Genomic DNA, 17711 nt, shown 5'->3' on the forward strand with positions numbered 1-17711 from the left:
CGTGCTGTGCGCCGCGACGCAGGGCGTGCCGCCGCTCGCGTAGATGTCACACGGCAGCGACGCCGCCGACGCGGGACTGGTCACCGCCGACGTGCCGAGGGCGAGCACGGTCGCCGCCACGGCCGTCAGGGACGCGGCGACCGGTCGCGCCCTGCGCAGGCGGATGGGGAATGGGGACATCGAAAGGACCTCCGTCATCGCGGATGCGGGTGGTGCGGTCAGGAACCGGGTGCGCGGGACCCCGTGTCCCGGCGGGCCGTACGGCCGGGGCGTTCAGACTCCGGTGATGGTCCACTGGTTGTTGGTGCTGGAGTTCGGCGTCCACAGCACGGTTGTCGCGCCGGCCGTCGTGCTGCCCGCGCCGTCCAGGGCGGTGCCGGTGCCGCGGTTGATGATCTGGTATCGGCCGTTGCCGACGTCGTTCAGCCGCCACTGCTGGTTGTTGCCGCCGTTCCAGGCCGCCTGCAGGCAGCTCGCGCCGTTGGCGGTGTTGCCCCAGCTGTCGGCCACCATGCCGTTGGTGCGGTTGACGATGCGGTAGTAGCCGGTGCCCAGGTCGACCAGCTGCCACTGCAGGTTGGTGGATCCGTCGTAGTTCCACTGCTTGAGCACCGACCCGGATGACACGTTGCCGCCGCTGTCGAGGACGAGCCCGCTGGTCACGTTCGCGATCCTCACCCAGCCGGTGGCGGTGCCCCCGCCGCCCAGAGCGGGGATCTGGCCGGAGAAGGTCAGCTTGACGACATACGCAAGGGCGCTGAAGGGGGCGCCGGACGAGGGCATGGAGATGTGCAGTCCGGCGCCGTCCTGACTGCGGGTCGGCAGGTCGACGTACGAGCCGGCGGTCTGGTCGAGCAGCCGTACCGACGTGAGGGTGCTCAGGTTGATCCGGCCCGAGCTCAGGGTCGTGATGGTCAGCGTGCTCCCGGGCCAGCCGAGCACGGTGGCGTACAGCACCGTGTTGTCCTTGCTGCGGGTGAACCGGATGTCCTGGGCGGTGCCCTCCCGCGGAGTGGTGAAGGAGCCACCGCCCATCTGCGTCGGGCCCTCGCCGAAGGAGGTCCAGGCGCGGGTGGCGTAGATGGACTCGCCGAACCGCTTGAGGTAGTCCCCCATCCCCTGCAGGATGGCCTGCTGTCCCGACGGGATGGTGCCGTCGGCCATCGGGGCGATGTTGAGGACCATGGTGCCGTTCTTACTGACCCGGTCGATCAGCGCGTGCGTCATGGCCTTGGTCGAGTAGTAGCCGATGCCGGCGGTGTAGCACCAGCTGGAGCTGGAGACGCTGTCGTCGGTCTGCCAGTACGGGGTCTGGATGCCGCCCGGCCCGCCGCGTTCGAAGTCGTAGACCTCGCCCTTGTTGTCGAAGCCGTCCTTGTAGGTGGCCACGACGTCCTTGTTCCAGGCGACCGCCTGGTTGTAGTAGTACGCGAGGAATTGCAGGCGCAGCGTCTCCTGGACCAGGTGCAGGTCGAAGTCCTGGTAGATGATGTCGGGCTGGTAACCGTCGATGACCTCCTTGAGCTTGTCGTACCAGAGCTGGTTCTCGGCGGCCGTGCCGAGCTGGCCGTACAGCTTCTTGAGGGTGGTCGTGGACTGCGCCGGGACGTGGTCGTAGTAGCCGTTGAAGTGGTACGCGTGGTGCAGCGACACGTACAGCTTCAGGCCCTTCGACCGGATCGCGTCGGCGTGCTGCCGCAGCAGGTCGAGCCGGGGACCGGTGGCGACGGAGTTCCATTCGTTCGCGCCGCTGTTCCACATCGAATAGCCGTCGTGGTGCTCGGCGACCGGCCCCGCGAACTTCGCGCCCGCGTCGGCGAACAACTGCGCCCACGCGTTCGGGTCCCAGTTGCCGCCCGCCGACTTCAGCTTCGGCGCGAACTGCACCCAGTTCCCGGCCTTGTCGCGGGCGCCGTTGATGAAATTGTGGTACGGCCACGCGGACGGGTCGCCGTACACGCTCTTGTGGTGGTTGTTCTCGGCCGAGCCGCCGATGTACATGTTCCGCGGGTACCACTCGTTACCGAACGCGGGGACGCTGAACACGCCCCAGTGGTAGTAGATGCCGAACTTGGCGTCCTGGTACCACTCGGGCGCCGGCGGGTGCTGATCGACCGACGACCAGCTCGCCGTGTAACTGCTCGGACCGGCGGTGGCTCCGGCGGTACGGAAGCCCAGCAGACCGGCGGCGATGGTCGCGCCGGCCGTGGTGAGCAGATGTCTGCGGCTCATCTGGAACTGGTACGCGGACATGGCGGGGGACCTTCCGGTGGGAGAAATGTTCGATATCTCGAACGTGGTGCGAAATATTGAATTGTTGGGTTCAGCCGGGAGTATCCGGGCCGGAGCGGCGGAGTCAAGGCATCCGGCAAGGCGCGCGCCGGCGGGCCGCCGCCGCGCTGGCAGCGGCCCGCGAGCTGAGGGCGCGGATGAAAATCAGTGAAAGCCGACGCGGTGCCGCACGGCCCGCCGGGAACGGGGCGAGGTGGTCAGCGGGGGATGAAGTCCTGGTTGGTGCCGGCCGCGTTCTTACACGGCCACTGATCCAACTGCTGACCCTGATTACTCCCGGCGCCATAGACGTCCAGGCACAACCCACTGTTCTGGTTCTGGAACGACCACGAACCATCCGACTGCTGCACCGGCTTCCACATCGTGCTCGCCGCCCCACTACGCGCCTGCTGCACGATGTCCGGACTCCCCTGCGCCGTCGAACCACCCGAAACCCCGACCACCAGACCAGAGTTCTGCGCCTGCAGCTCCCCATAACCGTTCGACCCCGCCACGAACTGGAACTGCTGATTCGACTGACCATTACACGACCACTGATCGATCGCCGCCCCCGCAGCACTCGTGTTCCCGAACACATCAAGACACAACCCGTCGTTGCCGACCACCAACGAGTGATAACCACCCGGGAAAGCGCCGGAATCGCCGGAGGATGTGCCGTAGCCGGCGGCGACGAGGTTCGCCTGGACCGCGTTCTCCGTCGCGTCCGACGGATAACCGGCGACCATGGCGCCCTCGTAGAAGGTCCCGGCGCTGAGATTGGCGCCACCGCCCGGCTTGCAGCAGTCACCGCCGCTGCCGAGAACGATGGCCCCCTGTTTCTTCATGGGGTTGTATCCGCTCGGGAGACCGCCGTCCCAGAGAGTGGTGAGGCCGCCGGACTGCGCGCTGCCGCCTTTGATCGCGAACCGTGTGGTGCCGTTGTTCTTCAGCATCGCCGTGACGTACCGATTGGTGAAGGCCCGCTGGTTCGGGTTCCAGGACTGGCTCCCTCCGGGGTAGAGCCCCCATTCCAGGTCCGCCTGGACCCAGGGGCCGGATCCGGAACAACCGCCGAACCAGCAGGACGTGCTGAAGTTGATCGCGTCCATCGCGCCGGCGGCGTCGGCCTTCCGCGTGGTCTCGCTGTTGCCGTAGTCGAAGCAGCAGCCGCCGTTGACGTGGGTGCCGCTGGTCACCATGTACATGCCCTCGGGCCCGGTGCCGGTCGGGACGCCCGTCAGATGGCCGTCCCGCCAATAACTGTTACCGGGGTTGATGTAGAGCGAGTAGGCCTTGTCACCGCCGACCGCGAGCGATTCCGTCGTCGCCTTCGCGGGGCTGCTCTGGCTCGACCCGGGCACGACGCTCGACCCCTGGTACCACAGGTCGTTGCCGTGCCCGGATTGGTCGTAGACGACGGTGATGACGCAGGTGGTGCCGGCGCAGAAGGAGTCCTGGGCGGCGGCGTCCGCGTGGCCGCCCGCGCTCAGCATTCCGATGTTCCTGGTCGTGTTGTCGGACGAGCGTCGTACCTGGTAGAGGCTCCCTTCGTAGGAGCCGTACAGGGCGCGCACCGTGCTGTGCGCGGCGATACAGGGCGTACCGCCCGAGGCGTAGATGTCGCACGGCCCGGTGCCGGCCGCCGACGCGGGCGCCGACCAGGACGACACGACGGTGATCAGCAGGGCCAGCGCCGCGACCACGCGCGCGGCCGCGGCCATTGGCGACCGCCGTCGGCGCGCCGCACGGCCGATGCGGAGAAGGGACGAGATCTGCACTGTTTCGCTCCTAAGGTGGCCGGCGACGGGCACGCCTCACCTGGCCGTCTCCCGCCGATGACATCCAGATGAGGGCGGCGCCCGCCGCCGGCGGGCAGGACCCGGATCAGGCCGGGTGGTCAGCGGGGGATGAAGTCCTGGTTGGTACCGGCCGCGTTCTTACACGGCCACTGATCCAACTGCTGACCCTGATTACTCCCGGCGCCATAGACGTCCAGACACAACCCACTGTTCTGATTCTGGAACGACCACGAACCATCCGACTGCTGCACCGGCTTCCACATCGTGCTCGCCGCCCCACTACGCGCCTGCTGCACGATGTCCGGACTCCCCTGCGCCGTCGAACCACCCGAAACCCCGACCACCAGACCAGAATTCTGCGCCTGCAGCTCCCCATAACCGTTCGACCCCGCCACGAACTGGAACTGCTGATTCGACTGACCATTACACGACCACTGATCGATCGCCGCCCCCGCAGCACTCGTGTTCCCGAACACATCAAGACACAACCCGTCGTTGCCGACCACCAACGGGTGATAACCACCCGGGAAACCACCACCAGTCCCACCACCCGAGCCGTACCCCGCCGCCGTGATACTCGCCTGCACCGCGTTCTCCGTCGCATCCGACGGATAGCCGCTGGTGATGGCGCCCTCGAAGAACTCGCCCTGGCCGCTGTTACTGTTGTCGCCGCCGGTGCCCAGCAGCAGCGAACTGTCGGTGCGCATCGGTGAGTAGCCGTTCGGCAGGGGGCCCGAGTACGGCATCGTCAGGCCGCCGCTGGTGGCGTTTCCGTATTTCAGGGTGAAGTTACTGGTGCCGTTGTTCTTCTCCCACGCGCTGACGAATGGGAAATGCACCCCGCTGTTGTTCGGATCCTTATTGGACCCGCTGCCGGTGTGGTACATGCCGTTCTCCAGGTCGGCCTCCACCCAGGGGCCACTCCCGGTGCACCCGCCGAACCAGCACGCGGTTCCCCAGTAGATCGCGTTCATGGTGGCGTTACCGGTGTCGGTGTGGGAGTTCTCGCCGCTGCCGTAGTCGAAGCAGCACCACTGGTTCACGTAGTTCGACGACGTCACCATGTAGATGCCCTCCGGCTGCGCCCCGGTGGGCACGCCCTTGGCGTGGTCGACGCGGTAGCCGGTGCCGGGCGTGGACTTGATCCCGTACGCCGGGTGGCCGGCCACGGTGATCGGGAGTGCCATGGCGTCCGCTCCGATGTCCGCCCCGTTGGGGCCAGGGCCCTTCCAGAGACCGCCCCAGGAGATCGGCAGGTCGTTGTGGTTCGCGGTCTGGTCATAGATCTTCGTGATCGTGCAGGACGTGCCCGCGCAGAACGACACCTGCGGCGCCGCGTCCACGTACCCGCCCGCGGAGAGCAGGCCGATGTCGAGATACTTCTGATCGGATTTGCGCTGTATCTGGTACAGCGGCCCGTTGTAGGAGGCGAGCAGCGCGCGGGTCGTACTGTGCGCGGCGACGCAGGGCGTCCCCCCGGCGGCGTAGATGTCGCACGGGAGCGACGCCGCGGAGGCAGGGTTGACGGCGGCCTGGGCGCCGAGGGCGAGTACGGCCGCTGCCAGGGCCAGCAGGCAGGCGGCCAGCAGGCGGCCCGCCCGGGGCAGGCGTCTGAGAACTGGGAACATGACGAACCTCCGTCATCCTGCGACTGCGGGGTCCCGTCAGCCGCCGCGACGCTTCTCAACCGATGGCCCGGAGTCGAATCGATTCGACCGAGTCGCCGGGATGCTAGGACCGGGGTCCGGGGAGGTCAACGTCCGGCCGCGGGCCGTCGGCGACAGCGTCCCGCGGGTGGAGTTCGCCCTGCTCGGGAGGTCAGGCGGGGCGAGCGGCACCTGCCGGTCTTTCATGCGCTTTCACCGGCCCGTGCTCTCACGCCCGTGGAATCGTCCCGGCCGCACGGCCGGCGAAGAGCTTCCGGTCGCGGCCCGGGCGGGCACGATTGCCCGCCCGCGAGCGGGATGACTACACTCCCCGGAATTCAGCGAAACGATTCGACTGATCACTCTCTCACCCATCGAGAAGCCGGCCGGGCGGCCCGCGCCGGCCGGGTCGGCGCCGCGAAGGAGCTCGATGAACATCGGCGAGATCGCCCGCCGGTCCGGGGTTTCGCGCAGCACCGTGTCGTATGCGCTCAGCGGCAAGCGCTCCGTGTCCGAGGCGACGCGGCAGCGCATCCAGGCGGTCATCGACGAGCTGGGCTACCGGCCGAACGCCGCCGCGCGGGCGCTGAAGGAGGGACGCACGCGAACGCTCGGGCTGGTCGTCCCGCCGCCCCGGCGACGGCTGACGCCGGCACAACTGGAGTTCGTCGCCGGCGTCGTGGAGGCCACCGACCGCGCGGACCTCGACCTCCTGCTCTCCCCCTCCGGCGACGACCACGACCGTTCCTTCGAGCGGATCGTCGGCGGGCGCCGGGTGGACGGCGTCATTCTCATGGAGATCCGCCTGGACGACACCCGCGTCAGGCGACTGCAGGGTCTGCGGCTGCCGTTCGTGACCATCGGCCGTACCGCCCGGCCGCAGGGGATGTCCTGGGTCGACGTGGACTACGCGGCGCTCATCGGCCGGTGCGTGGACCACCTGGCCGATCTCGGGCATCGCCACATCGCCCTGGTCAACCGCTCGGCCGAGCTCCTCGCCTCCGGTCACGGCCCCGCGCACCGGGCCAAGGAGGGCTTCGCCGACGCCGTCACCCGCCGCGGCGTCGAAGGGGTGGAGGTCGGCTGCGCCGATGACGTGGCGGCCGGTGAGGCGTGCGTCCAGGGAATCCTGAGCGCCCACCCCGAGGTCACCGCGATCGCGACGATCAACGAGGCGGCGCTGCCCGGCGTCCAGCGGGCGCTCGAGAGTGCCGGGCTGGACGTCCCGGGGCGGTTCTCCATCGCCGGCGTCACCGCGCGGCACCGGGCCGAGCAGTTCCATCCTCAGCTCACCGCGGCCGATGTGCCCGCGGTCGACATGGGCGCGACCGCCGTCGACTTCCTCGTCGAGCGCATCACCGAGCCGGACGCACCGCCCAGGCGGCATCTGTTCGTGCCGCCGATCTCGCTGCGGAACAGCACCGGGCCGGTGCCCGCGCCGCGCTGAGCGCCCGGCGCGCGACGCACGGCGCGACCCACGGGGCACGGCGCCCCGGGCTCGCGTCCCGCGAGGCCCGCGCTCCGCGTGCCGGGACCATGCCGCATCGGTGCGAACCGATTCGAAAGCAGCCATGAAAGGCATTGACCCGCTTGATCACCGGTCATAACATCCGCTCGAACCCGGCTCCAGGCGAATCGATTCGACAGGCCGGCCGCTGAGGCCAGTGCAATGCCGTTCCCGTCCCGAGAGGCATCGCGTCATGTCTTCCGTACGCTCGTTAGGCCGCCGCAGGCCGGCGGTCGCGGTCCGAGCCGCCGCCGTCGTCGTCGGACTCGCCGCGGCATCGGTCCTGATCTCCCCGGCGGGCTCCGCCTCGGCGGCCACCTCGACGATCTACGCCTCGCCCTCGGGTGACGGGAGCGCCTGTACCGCCGCGCAGCCGTGCTCACTGGCGGGCGCGCAGGCGGCGGTGCGGTCGATGAACGGCGGGATGTCCGGTGACGTCGTCGTGCAACTCGCCGACGGCGTCTACCGGCAGACCACGCCGTTGCGGTTCGCGGCCGCCGACTCCGGGACGAACGGCCACACCGTCCGCTGGCAGGCCGCGCCGTCGGCGCACCCGGTGATCAGCGGCGCGAAGGCGGTGACCGGGTGGAGCCTGGCCGACTCCTCGAAGAACATCTGGAAGGCGAACGTCGGGACCGGGATCGACACCCGGCAGCTGTACGTCGACGGCGCTCCGGCCACGCGGGCGCGCACCGGCGTCAACCGGGCGGACTTCGCCTTCACCGCCACCGGCATGCGGTTCTCCAACGGCGCCTTGAGTTACCTCAACAACCTCGCGAACCAGGATCGCGTCGAGGTCGAGAGCGTGGACTCGTTCACCGACCGGTACTCCCCCGTGCAGAGCATCGGCGGGAACGTCCTGGCGATGCGGCAGCCGGCGTGGAACAACAACGCCTTCGGCTACGACACGCTGAACAGCCCGTTCCGGGCGGGTCCGCTGTACCTGGAGAACGCCTACGAGTTCCTCGACTCACCCGGCGAGTGGTACCTCAATACCGCGACCGGCACCCTGTACTACATCCCGCGCTCCGGGCAGAGCATGAGCAGCGCCGACGTGGAGCTTCCGCTGATCCAGTCCCTGCTGGACGTCGGCGGCACCTACGACTCGCCCGCGCACGATCTCGCCTTCTCCGGCATCACCTTCAGCGGGACGAGCTGGCTGGGCCCGAGCAGCGGCCAGGGCTACGCCGACCAGCAGACCGGCGCGTACGTCGCCGGGAACTGGTCCTGGCCCGCGTACGGCTCCTGCACCTCCGGCTGCACGCAGTTCGAGGCGACCCGGCCGCACTGGAACCAGATGCCCGCCGCGGTCCAGATCTCGGCGGCGCGTGGCATCACCTTCAGCGGCGACCGGTTCGTCGACCTGGGCCAGACCGCGGTGGGCATCGGGAACGACGCCGACGCCCACGCCAGTGGTGTCGGTCTCGGCGCGAGCTCGATCACCGTGAGCGGATCGGTCTTCACCGGCGACGCCGCCGGCGCCATCGTCGCGGGTGGCGTGCAGGCCGACGCGCACCACCCCGGCGACCCCCGGATGGTGAACAGGAACATCACGATCAGTGACAACCTCGTGCACGACATCGGCCTGGACTACCGCGGGATCACGTCGTTCCTGCCCACGTACGTCACGAACGCCGTGATCACTCACAACGAGGTCTACGCCATGCCGTACTCCGGCATCTCCGTCGGCTATGGCTGGGGCGCGAACGACGCCGGCGGCAGCAACGACTACGCCAACCGGGGCCTGTACGACTACCAGCCGCGTTACGGCACGGCCACGACCGCGTCCGGCAACCAGGTCACCGGCAACTACGTGCACGACATCATGCAGCAGATGAACGACGGCGGATGCGTGTACACGCTCTCGGCGAACCCCGGCGCGGTCATCAGCGGCAACCACTGCCTGCGTACGGCCGGCGGCCACGGCCTGTACTTCGACGAGGGCTCACGCGGCTTCACCGCCACCGGGAACGTGTTCTCCTCGATCGGCGGCAACTGGTCCATCGCCAACTACAACGGCGGTAACAACACCGGCGCGCTGACCCTCACCGGCAACTGGTACAGCGGCGGCGGCACGGACATCTTCAACGGCGACCACGGCAACACGGTGTCCGGCAACACCCAGGTGAGCAACGGCGCCTGGCCGTCGGGCGCGCAGTCGGTGATCTCGGTGGCGGGGATCCGGCCCGGCAACGGCGGCGACGGCGGTCCGCCCGCCACGGGCGTGCTGCGCGGGGTCGGATCCGGTCGGTGCCTGGACGTGCCGAACGGAAGCCGGAGCGACGGCACCTTCCTGCAGATCTTCGACTGCGACGGCGGCGCGGCCCAGCAGTGGACCCTGAACGCGAGCAGCGAACTGACCGTGTACGGCTCCAAGTGCCTCGACGTACCGGGCAACGCCACCGGCCCGGGCACCCGGGTGGAGATCTGGACCTGCAACGGCGGGACGAACCAGCAGTGGCGGCTGAACTCCGACGGCACCGTCGTGGGAGTCGGCTCGGGACTGTGCCTGGACGTCACCGGCCAGGGCACCGCCAACGGCACCGCCGTGGAGATCTGGACCTGCAACGGCGGCGGTAACCAGAAGTGGGCGCGCAGCTGATCGGCCGAGTCCCCATCCCCGACCTCCGAAAGGGACGAACCCCATGTCAGGAATCAGCCGGTTGCTCCGGCGGCTAAGGATCTCGGTGATCGTGGCCGTCGGCGTCGTCCTGGCCATGAGCGGCGTCGTGGGCACCACGGCGACGCCGGCCCGGGCGGCCACCTCGATCACCATCAACGGCGCGTCGGGCGGCCGGACGTTCGACGGCGTCGGCGCGGTCAGCGGCGGTGGCGGCAACAGCCGGCTGCTGATCGACTATCCCGAGCCGCAGCGCGGCCAGATCCTCGACTACCTGTTCAAGCCGGGCTACGGCGCCTCCCTGCAGATCCTCAAGGCCGAGATCGGCGGTGACACCAACTCCACCAGCGGCGCCGAGCCCAGCCACGCCCACTCCCGCGGCGACCTGAACTGCGACCGCGGCTACGAGTGGTGGATCATGGAGCAGGCCAAGGCGCGCAACCCGAACATCAAGCTGGTCGGGCTGGCCTGGGGCGCCCCGGGGTGGATCGGCAACGGCACGTTCCTGTCCACCGACATGATCAACTATCTGGTGTCGTGGCTGGGCTGCGCCAAGCAGCACAACCTGTCGATCGACTACCTCACGGCCGCGCAGAACGAGAAGCTGTGGGACGTCAACTGGACGATCAACCTCCGCAACGCGCTGAACTCGGCCGGTTACGGCAGCATCAAGATCATCGTCGGTGACCAGTACCCGGGTGCCTGGGTCGGAGCCGACCAGGTCGCGAGCAACGCCACCTTCCGCAACGACGTCGACGTGCTGAGCGGGCACTACCCGTGCGGGTACCTGAGCGCGCAGACCTCCTGCTCGGTGCCGTCCAACTTCATCAACTCCGGCAAGGTGCTGTGGTCGAGCGAGAACGGGTCGCAGGACTACAACGGCGGCGCCGCGCCGCTGGCGCGGGGCGTCAACCGGGCCTACATCGACGGGAAGATGACCGCCTACCTCAACTGGGACCTCATCGCCTCCGTCACGCCGAACATCCCGTGGCCGACCGTGGGCCTGATCCTGGCGAACCAGCCCTGGTCGGGTTACTACGCGGTCGGCAAGGACACCTGGGCGCTGGCGCACACCACCCAGTTCACCGCCCCGGGGTGGAGGTACCTGGACGCCTCCAGCGGCTACCTCGGCGGCAACCGGAACAACGGCAGCTACGTGTCGCTGAAGTCGACGAACAACACCGACTACAGCACCATCATCGAGACGATGGACGCCACCGGCGCCCAGACCCTGAACTTCAGCGTCACCGGCGGCCTGTCCACCGGCACGGTGCACGTCTGGGCCACCAACGTGAACTCCGGCAATCCGGCGGACCAGTTCGTGCACTCCACCGACATCACCCCGTCCGGCGGGAACTTCTCCCTGACCGTCCAGCCCGGTTACCTCTACACCGTCACGACCACGACCGGTCAGGGCAAGGGCACCGCCACCAGCCCGTCCCAGGGCGCGCTGAACCTGCCGTACGGCGACGACTTCGACTCTTACGCCGCCGGGCACGAGGCGAAGTACCTCATGGACATGCAGGGGGCGTTCGAGACGAGCGCCTGCGGCGGCGGCCGTTCGGGCATGTGCGTCCGCCAGGCGAGCACGCAGGCCGCGATCGGGTGGAAGCCGATCTCCGACCCGTACGCGCTGCTGGGCAACACCAACTGGAACAACTACACCGTCTCCTCCGACGTGCTGCTGGAGAAGTCCGGGTACGCCGAGGTCATCGGCCGCGCCGGTGCGCAGAGCACCGGCGACCCGAACGGGCTGAACGCGTACTACTTCCGGGTCAGCGACACCGGCGCCTGGTCGATCCTGCGTTCCAACACGAGCGCCCAGTGGACGACGCTGCGCAGCGGCACGACCTCCGGGCTCGGCACGAACCGGTGGCACACCCTCGCCCTCGACTTCTCCGGCGGCACGATCACCGCCGCCGTCGACGGCACCACCGTCGGCTCGGTGAGCGACTCGGCCTACGGAGCCGGCCAGGCCGGTCTGGGGACAGGCCAGGGTGAGACCGCCCAGTTCGACAACCTGAAGATCACTCCGGGCTCCGGCGGCGGCACCGGCGGAACGACGTCCGCGCTGACCAATGCCGCGTCCGGCCGGTGCCTCGACGTGCCGAACGTCTCCCAGACCAACGGCACGCAGGTGGAGCTGTGGGACTGCAACGGCGGGACGAACCAGCAGTGGACGCTCACCTCGTCGAAGCAACTGCAGGTGTACGGCTCGAAGTGCCTGGACGCCAACGGGCAGGGCACCACCCCCGGCACCAAGGTGATCATCTGGGACTGCAACAGCGGCGCCAACCAGCAGTGGAACGTGAACTCCAGTGGCACGATCACCGGCGTGCAGTCCGGCCTGTGCCTGAGCCCGAACGGCTCCGGAACCGCCAACGGCACTCTGCTGATCCTGGACACCTGCAACGGCGGAAACGGCCAGAGGTGGACCCGGAACTGACGACCGGGGCGACGCGGGGACACGCCGGAGAACGAAAAGGGCGGCGGATTTCGCGCTGAGGGCCGCGTGGCCGGGGATCGGGGGGATGACCCCGGCCACGCGGCGGTCCGTGAGGCGCTTTCTCAGCGCGGGTCGGTGACCTTCATGATCTGCCACAGCTCTTCTTGCAGCCGGTCCCGACAGACACGGTACTGCGCCCAGTCGCCACCGAATGCCTTCATCACGACAATTTCCTCATCCTCGACGGTCCTGCGTACCGGCCGCGATTCGTGCACGGCGTCGTACATCTCCCGCCAGAGACGGTCCCGCCAGGCGCGATAAAGCTCCCGGTCGCCACCGAACCTTGTCTCGACCAGCGGTTTCTCGTCACGGATCGCCCAGCCCGCGAGGTCGGGCCGGTGATGACGCGCCGTGGGCCGTACGGCCGGGCCGGTGGGCTTGCCCGGAGGCCACACCTTCATCACGTCTCTTCTCATCGTCACCACGGAAGAAAGGACGCACCGCCCCGCCGGCCGGATGACACGAATGTTCCCGCACCGCCGTCTCTCTGGGAATCTGGAGGCATGCAGCCACATCGCCGACTCCGCGAAGACCTGCTCGACGCCGCCGCCGGCCTGATCATCGAACGCGGGTTCCGGCGCGTGCGGATGCAGGACGTCGCGGACGCGGTGGGGGTCAGCCGGCAGACGGTCTACAACGAGTTCGGCGACAAGTGGGGGCTGGCGCAGGCGCTGAACCTCCGGGAGAACGAGCGCTACCTCGACGGCGTGGACGCGGCGTTGTCCGACCACGCCGACCTGTACTCCGCGGTGGCGGCCGCCGTGTCGTACACGCTGCGGACCGCCGCGGACGACCCGCTCAAGAAGGCCACGCTGACCGGGGAGGGCAGCGAGGATCTGCTGCCCCTGATGACCACGCACGCCGAGCCGGTGCTGTTCGCGGCGCGTGAGCGCATCGTCGACCATGCCGTACGCCAGTGGCCGGAGCTCGACGCGGCCGAGGTGGCCGAGATCGCCGACGCGGTCATCCGCCTGACGATGAGCCACGTGATGCTGCCCACGGACCCGGCGGAGGTGGTCGCCGGGCGGCTGGCGCGGCTGGTCGCGCGCTATCTGCGCGTGCCCGACGCGGCCTCGGACGCCGCCGGCCCGCCGGCCGCCTCCTCTCCGGCCGCCGCTTCCCCTGCGGACTACTCCCCGCCGCTCTCCTCGTCGTAGGTCAGAAGCTGGGCGGGCGCTTCTCCCGCAGGGCCTGGACGCCCTCGCGCAGGTCCGGGCCCGCGAAGCCGTAGAACTCCAGGGCCAGTGACGCGTCGAAGGCGGGACCGGCCGTCCGCAGCCAGTTGTTGAGGGCGTACTTCGTGAACGCGATGGCCTGGGCGGCGCCGTCGGCCAGCCGCCCGGCGATCTCGAGGGCCTTGTCGTGCACGGCGTCGTCGTCGACGCAGACGCTGACCAGGCCGATGCGCTCGGCCTCCGCGCCGCTGAGCGGCTCGCAGAGCAGGAGGTGATACTTCGCCTTGGCCATGCCGCACAGCAGCGGCCAGACCACGGCGGCGTGGTCGCCGGCGGCGACGCCGAGCCGCGTGTGGCCGTCGATGATCCTGGCGGTCCGGCCCGCGACCGAGATGTCCGCGAGCAGTGCCACCGCCAGGCCCGCGCCGACGGCCGGCCCCTGGATGGCGCTGACAACCGGCTTGCCGCAGTTGATGATGTTGTAGACGATGTCACGCGCCTCGCGCAGGACGCGGGAGCGGACGTCGTAGTCCGCCATCATCTCCTCGATCATCGCGAGGTCGCCGCCGGCGGAGAACGCGGTGCCCTCACCGCGGACGAGGACGGCGCGCACCTCGTCGTCGGCGTCGGCGTCCCGCCAGATCTGCGCGAGCTCCCGGTGGCCGGTCGCGTCCACCGCGTTGAGCCGCTCGGGGGCACTGATCGTCACGCGGAGGACGCCCTCGCGCGCCCAGTCGATCCGCAGCCGCTCGTACGCTCCGTAGTCCATCGCTCCGACCTCCGCTCCGGGTGGCCCGAGCCTATCCAGAAGATCTCCGGCCGCGGCCGGGACCCGCTCAGATACGGGCGCCGGAGGCCGCGCGGACCAGCGCCTCGAACAGGCGCGGGTCCTCGCCCTCTTCGGGATGCCACTGCACGCCGACGCCGAACCGGTGCCCCTGCAACTCCACCGCCTCGACGACCTGGTCCTCGGCCCAGCCGACCGCGACCAGGCCCTTGCCCAGGCGCTTGACGGCCTGGTGGTGGCGGGTCGGCACCTCCACCTGCTCGCCGAGGATCCGGCCGAGGGCGCTGGAGGCGCTGAGCTGCACCCGGTGCCGGCCGGTCCAGCCGGAGGCGGGGGCGTGGGCGTCCCCGCCGACGACGTCGGGGAGGTGCTGGATCAGGCTGCCCTCCCGGAGGAGGTTGAGGGCCTGCATGCCGCGCCCGATGGCCAGGAAGGGCAGGTCCGCGTCGATCGCCGCGCGCAGCAGCGCCAGTTCGAAGCCGTCCCGCTGCGGCTGCGGCGGGCCGGTCCGTTCGTGCGGCGGCTCGCCGTACAGGCTCGGGTCGAGGTCGGCGCCGCCCGCCACGACCAGACCGTCGATGCGCTCGACGTGCACGGCCACGGCGGCGCGCATCGACGGGGGGATGAGCACGGGCACGGCACGGACGCGCTCGATCGCGCGAAGGTAGGAGACGGGGAGCAGGGCCGCCTCTCGCACCCAGTCGCTCCAGCGGGCGGGCTCCAGGTCGGTGGTGATGCCGATGAGGGCGGGCCCCGCGCCGTACGTCGACCCTGCCATCCAGAGCCTCCTCCCGAAGTCCTGCGGCCGTGTCCCATGGTCCGGGCCATCATGGCGCATGCCGGACCCGGCGACGCCGCGCGCGGGGTGTCGCGCGCGCCGGGGCTCTTCGACCCCTGGCGCTCTCGCCCCGTACGCCCCGATGCACCCGGAGTCGCGGGAACATCTTCGCGTACGCGAGGGCGATCCGCAGTAGAGGTTCTTTCAAACCTGTAGATATTTCTTCTACCGTTTCCCGTAAGCGACCAGGCGCACACCAGGACCATTTTGATACCGATCAGTATCCGAGACTCAACGACATTCACTCTCCGATCCCGCGAAATTCGCAGTCGACTACTCTTCGTACATCTCAGAATTCGATCCCTCCAACCGGTTGATGGTGTCCCTGGTGAGATGCGAAACTCGCGGTACGGGGCAGCACGGAACGAGCGACGGGAATGAACAGTGGAAACGGTCGAATCACTGAAACCTGGGGTGATCAAGGAAATCTACGCACTCATCGAGCCACACGCCGAAAAGAGCATCGCCTATTTCTATGGGCGCCTCTTCGCGGAGAACCCTCGGCTGCGCACCTTCTTCCCCTCCAGCATGGCCGCACAGCGCCGCCGGATGTCCGACGCGCTTTCGCAAATCACCGCAAGTTCGGACAACCCAGAGACCTTCACGCGTCTCCTCTCCCGGCTCGGCCGGGAGCACCGCAAGTTCGGGATCGCTCCGGCCCACTACGACGCGATGGGCCGGGCGACCCTGGCCACCCTCCGCGCGTACGCCGGCGAGTCCTGGACGGCGGAGATGGAGGCGGCCTGGACGACGATGTTCGACACCGCCGCCGCGATCATGATCCAGGCCGCCGAAGATGACGCCGCACAGGCGCCGCCCTGGTGGGTCGGCGAGGTCGTCGAGCACGACCGCCGCACTCCGGACATCGCGGTGCTGACCGTACGGCCGAACGAGCCACTGCCCTACCGCGCCGGGCAGTACGTCTCCGTGCAGACCGCCCGCTGGCCCCGGGTGTGGCGCACGTACTCGATCGCCAACGCCCCCGCGGAGGACGGGCTGCTGCGCTTCCACGTACGGGCGCTGCCCGCCGGCTGGGTCAGCGGCGCGCTCGTCCGCCACACCCGCGCCGGCGACGCCCTCCTGCTGGGGCGCGCCTCCGGCGGCATGGTCCTCGACGCCGAGTCCGGCCGTGACGTCCTGTGCGTGGCGGGCGGCACCGGGCTGGGCCCCCTCAAAGCACTGGCGGAGGAGGCCCTGCGGACCCGGGAGGACCGCGACGTCCACCTGCTGTTCGGGGCTCGCACCCCCGCTGACCTGTACGACCTGCGGGCGCTCCGCGCGCTCGCGGAGGCCCGGCCACGGTTCCACGTCGTTCCGGTCGTCTCGGAGGGGCCCGCCTTCGGCGGCGTGCGGGGGCCGGTGTCCGACGTCCTGGACCGGTTCCAAGACTGGACCGGCCATGACGTGTACGTCGCGGGGCCGCCCGGGATGGTCTCCCGGACGGTCATGAACCTGCAGGAGCTCGGCGTCCCCACCGAGCGGATCCACTACGACCCCGCCGACCGCTGACGCCACGGCGGCCGGGCGCGGCGGGCAGGCGGGCGGCGCGGCAGGCGGGTGCGGCGGCGGGCGAGGCCGGTGCGGTGAGTGGGCGCGGCGGAAGGGCGGCCGGGCGCGGCGGAGAGGCCGGTGGGCGCGGCCCCTACTCCCCCGTCTCCGCACGCCGGCGGAGCACGGCGGCCGTCTCGTCGTCGGCGGGGAAGAACGCCTCGACGGCGAGCTCGGCCAGGGTGACGTCCGCGGCCGCGCCGAACGTCGTCACCGTGCTGAAGAAGCTGAGCACCTCGCCGCCGTACCGCAGGATCGTGGGCAGCGCGATGTCGTGGGCCGCCTGGTGGGCCGCCTCCTCGTCGACGTCCGGGCCGTACGCCCTGGTCTCCTCGTGCAGCGCGGCCAGCTCGGGGTCTCCGGTGAGCGCGACCTGACGCGCCATCCGGGCGACCAGGTGCGCCCGCACCTCCGGCAGGTTCACCACGCGGGACGCCAGGCCGTCGGGGTGCAGGGCGAGCCGGTGGACGTTGACCGGCGGGCGGACCAGTTCGTCGGGCACGCCCTCCAGGAACAGCATGGCGGCGTTGTTGGCCATCACCAGGTTCCAGAACCGGTCGACCACGAGGGCGGGGTATGGCTCATGGCCGTCCAGGACCCGGTTCAGGGCCTGCCGGGCCGGGCCCATCTCCGGGGCGTCGATCGACCGCTGCGAGTACACCGGCGCGTATCCGGCCGCGATCAGCAGGTCGTTGCGCTCGCGCAGGGGCACGTCGAGCCGCTCGGCCAGCCGCAGGAGCATCCCGCGGCTCGGCTGGGAACGTCCCGTCTCGACGAAGCTGAGGTGACGGGTGGAGACATCGGCGTCGAGGGCCAGTTCGAGCTGGCTGAGCCGTCGGCGGCGGCGCCAGTCGCGCAGCAGGTCGCCGACGGGACGGGTGGGTGTTGTGGTGACCATGGTCAGCAGACGCTATCGGCCGTGCGCGCACGCGGCCATTACCTGTGAGGTAGCCGGCACGATGACGCGCCCGCCATCGCCGCGCGGCACGGCCGGACGGCGCCTCGTGGAAGAAT

At 69.8% G+C, this 17711-nt stretch carries 13 protein-coding genes; 5 read left to right on the forward strand and 8 right to left on the reverse strand.

Annotation, left to right across the window (positions count from 1 at the left end):
* The 4 genes from NE235_RS27435 to NE235_RS27450 all read right to left on the reverse strand — a co-directional run.
* Positions 1-180: arabinofuranosidase catalytic domain-containing protein (locus NE235_RS27435; protein WP_252808060.1), on the reverse strand; the 180-nt coding region annotated here is incomplete at its 3' end.
* Between the two features lie 93 nt (positions 181-273).
* Positions 274-2253 (reverse strand): alpha-L-fucosidase, encoded by a 1980-nt coding sequence (locus NE235_RS27440; protein ID WP_252808062.1) that lies wholly within the window; start codon positions 2251-2253, stop codon positions 274-276.
* Positions 2254-2489: 236 nt separating this feature from the next.
* Positions 2490-3992 carry an arabinofuranosidase catalytic domain-containing protein gene (locus NE235_RS27445; RefSeq protein WP_252808064.1) on the reverse strand — a complete coding sequence of 501 codons (1503 nt, stop codon included), beginning with the start codon at positions 3990-3992 and terminating at the stop codon, positions 2490-2492.
* 176 nt (positions 3993-4168) lie between these two features.
* A complete protein-coding gene (locus tag NE235_RS27450; RefSeq protein WP_252808066.1) occupies positions 4169-5698 on the reverse strand; it encodes an arabinofuranosidase catalytic domain-containing protein in 1530 nt (509 codons plus the stop codon).
* Positions 5699-6146: 448 nt separating this feature from the next.
* Here NE235_RS27450 and NE235_RS27455 point away from each other — a divergent pair, with 448 nt between their 5' ends.
* The 3 genes from NE235_RS27455 to NE235_RS27465 all read left to right on the forward strand — a co-directional run bounded on the left by NE235_RS27455 (position 6147) and on the right by NE235_RS27465 (position 12289).
* On the forward strand, positions 6147-7163 hold the full coding sequence (locus NE235_RS27455) for a LacI family DNA-binding transcriptional regulator (RefSeq protein ID WP_252808068.1): 1017 nt from the start codon (positions 6147-6149) through the stop codon (positions 7161-7163).
* Between the two features lie 253 nt (positions 7164-7416).
* Positions 7417-9825 (forward strand): ricin-type beta-trefoil lectin domain protein, encoded by a 2409-nt coding sequence (locus tag NE235_RS27460; RefSeq protein WP_252808069.1) that lies wholly within the window; start codon positions 7417-7419, stop codon positions 9823-9825.
* Between the two features lie 43 nt (positions 9826-9868).
* On the forward strand, positions 9869-12289 hold the full coding sequence (locus tag NE235_RS27465) for a ricin-type beta-trefoil lectin domain protein (RefSeq protein WP_252808070.1): 2421 nt from the start codon (positions 9869-9871) through the stop codon (positions 12287-12289).
* A gap of 122 nt (positions 12290-12411) precedes the next feature.
* On the opposite strand, the gene NE235_RS27470 is transcribed toward NE235_RS27465, so the two are convergent.
* Positions 12412-12750, reverse strand: coding sequence for a hypothetical protein (locus tag NE235_RS27470; protein WP_252808072.1), 339 nt, complete (start codon positions 12748-12750; stop codon positions 12412-12414).
* 102 nt (positions 12751-12852) lie between these two features.
* On the opposite strand from NE235_RS27470, the gene NE235_RS27475 reads away from it, so the two are divergent.
* On the forward strand, positions 12853-13506 hold the full coding sequence (locus tag NE235_RS27475; protein ID WP_252808074.1) for a TetR family transcriptional regulator: 654 nt from the start codon (positions 12853-12855) through the stop codon (positions 13504-13506).
* A 1-nt stretch (position 13507) separates the two neighbouring features.
* Here NE235_RS27475 and NE235_RS27480 read toward each other — a convergent pair whose 3' ends face one another.
* Positions 13508-14293, reverse strand: a complete 786-nt coding sequence (locus tag NE235_RS27480) for an enoyl-CoA hydratase/isomerase family protein (RefSeq protein ID WP_252808076.1) — start codon at positions 14291-14293, stop codon at positions 13508-13510.
* Between the two features lie 67 nt (positions 14294-14360).
* On the reverse strand, positions 14361-15089 hold the full coding sequence (locus tag NE235_RS27485; RefSeq protein WP_252808079.1) for a gamma-glutamyl-gamma-aminobutyrate hydrolase family protein: 729 nt from the start codon (positions 15087-15089) through the stop codon (positions 14361-14363).
* Between the two features lie 474 nt (positions 15090-15563).
* Here NE235_RS27485 and NE235_RS27490 point away from each other — a divergent pair, with 474 nt between their 5' ends.
* On the forward strand, positions 15564-16658 hold the full coding sequence (locus NE235_RS27490; protein ID WP_252808081.1) for a globin domain-containing protein: 1095 nt from the start codon (positions 15564-15566) through the stop codon (positions 16656-16658).
* Positions 16659-16791: 133 nt separating this feature from the next.
* Here the strand turns inward: NE235_RS27490 and NE235_RS27495 are convergent, their stop codons facing one another.
* Positions 16792-17595: a helix-turn-helix transcriptional regulator gene (locus tag NE235_RS27495; RefSeq protein WP_252808083.1), complete on the reverse strand. Its 804-nt coding sequence runs from the start codon at positions 17593-17595 to the stop codon at positions 16792-16794.
* Positions 17596-17711 lie beyond the last annotated feature (116 nt).

Source organism: Actinoallomurus spadix, assembly GCF_024055725.1.
GTDB lineage: Bacteria > Actinomycetota > Actinomycetes > Streptosporangiales > Streptosporangiaceae > Actinoallomurus > Actinoallomurus spadix.

Bases quoted from the DNA above. Each gene is read 5' to 3' on its own strand.
- NE235_RS27440 (WP_252808062.1), bottom strand. From the start codon at position 2,253: ATGTCCGCGTACCAGTTCCAGATGAGCCGCAGACATCTGCTCACCACG.
- NE235_RS27445 (WP_252808064.1), bottom strand. From the start codon at position 3,992: ATGGCCGCGGCCGCGCGCGTGGTCGCGGCGCTGGCCCTGCTGATCACC.
- NE235_RS27450 (WP_252808066.1), bottom strand. From the start codon at position 5,698: ATGTTCCCAGTTCTCAGACGCCTGCCCCGGGCGGGCCGCCTGCTGGCC.
- NE235_RS27455 (WP_252808068.1), top strand. From the start codon at position 6,147: ATGAACATCGGCGAGATCGCCCGCCGGTCCGGGGTTTCGCGCAGCACC.
- NE235_RS27460 (WP_252808069.1), top strand. From the start codon at position 7,417: ATGTCTTCCGTACGCTCGTTAGGCCGCCGCAGGCCGGCGGTCGCGGTC.
- NE235_RS27465 (WP_252808070.1), top strand. From the start codon at position 9,869: ATGTCAGGAATCAGCCGGTTGCTCCGGCGGCTAAGGATCTCGGTGATC.
- NE235_RS27470 (WP_252808072.1), bottom strand. From the start codon at position 12,750: ATGAAGGTGTGGCCTCCGGGCAAGCCCACCGGCCCGGCCGTACGGCCC.
- NE235_RS27475 (WP_252808074.1), top strand. From the start codon at position 12,853: ATGCAGCCACATCGCCGACTCCGCGAAGACCTGCTCGACGCCGCCGCC.
- NE235_RS27480 (WP_252808076.1), bottom strand. From the start codon at position 14,293: ATGGACTACGGAGCGTACGAGCGGCTGCGGATCGACTGGGCGCGCGAG.
- NE235_RS27485 (WP_252808079.1), bottom strand. From the start codon at position 15,089: ATGGCAGGGTCGACGTACGGCGCGGGGCCCGCCCTCATCGGCATCACC.
- NE235_RS27495 (WP_252808083.1), bottom strand. From the start codon at position 17,595: ATGGTCACCACAACACCCACCCGTCCCGTCGGCGACCTGCTGCGCGAC.